Below are 2,240 nucleotides of genomic sequence, written 5' to 3'. Positions count from 1 at the left end.
GTCTACATGCGCCGCCACCAGCTGGCCGACCTGCTGTCCATGGACCAGCTGTACCGCATGCTGGGCGACGTGCCGGGCACCATCATGGAGTTCGGCTGGCCGCCGTACCGATCCGGTCCGTCCCCGCCACCGCGCCGCTCGCGGTGGCCCCCTCCACTGCCCGGCTCATCCGTCCTCCCCCGCCCGGAGCACCCGGACCAGGTCCACCCGCGCCAGCAGCCGGGTGAGCACCAGCACCGCCACCGTGAGCAGCACCCCGCTGCCGAGCGCCGTGAGCACGGCACCGGGCCGGCCGGGCCCGGCCAGCAGCGCCGGATAGAGCGGCCGGGCCGCGTCGTCCAGCACGACCAGCGGCAGCAGTGCGGTGAGCAGCAGGCCCAGCAGACCGCCGAGCAGCACGGGCAGGGCGGTCACCGCCACCTGTTCGGCGCGCAGCAGGCCGACTAGGTCGCCGCTGCGCACCCCCAGGGCGCGCAGCACGGCGAACTCCCGTCGCCTGGCCCGGGCCGCGCCCACCGTGTGCAGGGTGAGCGCCGTCACCGCGAACAGCGGCGCGGTGGCCAGCACCAGCAGCCAGGCTCCGCGCAGGCCGGTCCGGAAGGCGTCGTCCCGCAGGCCCTCGGCCACCGTGCGCGTGCTCTCCACCCGGCCGAGCTCGCCGCGCGCCCCGGCGGCGGCCCGGGTCGCCACCGGGTCCGAGGAGCGCAGCCACCAGCGGCTGTCGCCGGGCGGCTCCAGTCCGACGGCCGCGCGGGCGGCGGCCAGGGAACGCAGGTCGAGCAACAGGTGGCCCCGGGTGCGCTCGTCGCCGGGAAGGGCGTCGACCAGCGCGGTGATCCTGACCTGCTGGGTGACCGACGACTGCTGCTCCCAGCCGAGCCGGACGGTGTCCCCGACGGCCGCCCCCAGCGCGGCGAGCAGCGCCCGGTCCGCCACCCCGGGCAGTACGGACGGCGCGGGTGTGGTGGCGCCGGTCCCGGGCAACGCCACGAACACCGCGTCCAGGGTGGCGGGGTCGGCCCGGTCGGAGGGCTCCTGGGAGCGCAGCACCGCACGGAGCAGCTCGCCGCCCTGGCCTCCGCCTTGCCAACTGCAGGCAGTGGCCCACGCGTCCTCCGGGAAGCCGACCGAGTACTTGCTGACGCCCCCCTCCGCAGCCGGGCAGCCGATCGCGGCCGGCTCGGCGAAGGCCGTGCCGGAGCGGTACCAGCGGTGGCCGTCCGGGAGCGCGAGCCCGGTACTGCCTCCGGGGCCGACCGCGCCGATCCGGGGCAGTCGCAGGTCCAGGGTGGTCCGCTGGGTCAGTCCCGCCGGGAAGTGGACGCCGAGCCTACTGACCGTCAGGGGGTGGGCCCTGCGGTCGGTGTCGCCCAGCGGGAAGGCGAGGACGTGCGGGCGGCCGTCGGCGGGCAGCGGGGCGGCCAGACGCTCCGTCAGGCCGCGGGCGTCCTGGACCCAGAGGTACAGCTCGGCCCCCGCGAGCGGGCGGTCCGCGGCGGCCTGCGCGGTCACCTCCAGCGCGGTGGGGCGGCCCGGCACCGGCAGTCCTGCGGTCGGCACGGACGTCAGCGGGGCGAGCAGCTCGGCCGCCGGCCGGTCCGCCTGGTCGGCGCGGAGCAGCGGCAGTCCGTGGGCACTCGCGGCGGCGGTGTCGACGGCGACGGTCTGCACGACCGTGCCGCCCACGAAGGCCCGGGACTCGGCGACCGGGGTCAGGCCGGTGACGCCGGGGAGCGCGGTCAGTGCCGCCTGACGCTGCGCCACCGGGCCGGAGACCCCGGTCAGGCGCAGGTCGGCGCCGACCGCGAAGGCGGCCCGGTCCCGGTCCCCGGCGGACAGTCCGCCCAGCACCCCGGCCGCCAGACTGCCGCTGGCCACCGCGAGCACGGTGGCCAGCACCGGCACGGCCTGACGTCCGCTCTCCCGGCTCAACTGCCAGGCGCCGAGCGGCAGTACCAGGCCCCGGCTGCGGCGGGCGGTCCGCTCCAGCAGCCGCCCGGCGAGCGGGAACAGGCGCAGCGTCAGCACCGCTCCGGCCACCGCCGTCGCCATGGGCGCGAGGACCAGCACCGGGTCGACCGCCGCGCCGAAGCCGGCCACCGCCCGGCGGGCCACCAGCCCGTCGTAGTGGCGCAGTTGGAGAACACCCAGCACCGCGACCGCCACCAGCGCCAGGTCCACCCCGGCCCGCTGCGGGCCCAGGCGGCGCGATCCGCCCCGGCGGGCGGCCCACCAGCGGG

General features: G+C 78.1%; 1 protein-coding gene and 1 pseudogene. One reads left to right on the top strand and one right to left on the bottom strand.

What is annotated here, in order from left to right:
* Positions 1 to 96 (top strand): annotated as a pseudogene (locus ACWEPF_RS39865) (class I SAM-dependent methyltransferase); the annotation flags it as partial.
* A 69-nt stretch (positions 97 to 165) separates the two neighbouring features.
* On the opposite strand, the gene ACWEPF_RS39860 reads toward ACWEPF_RS39865, so the two are convergent.
* On the bottom strand, positions 166 to 2,240 hold a 2,075-nt coding region (locus tag ACWEPF_RS39860; protein ID WP_452176526.1), incomplete at its 5' end, for an FtsX-like permease family protein.

It is taken from the genome of Kitasatospora sp. NPDC004289 (genome assembly GCF_053602875.1).
This window is presented reverse-complemented; position numbering and strand designations above follow the sequence as displayed.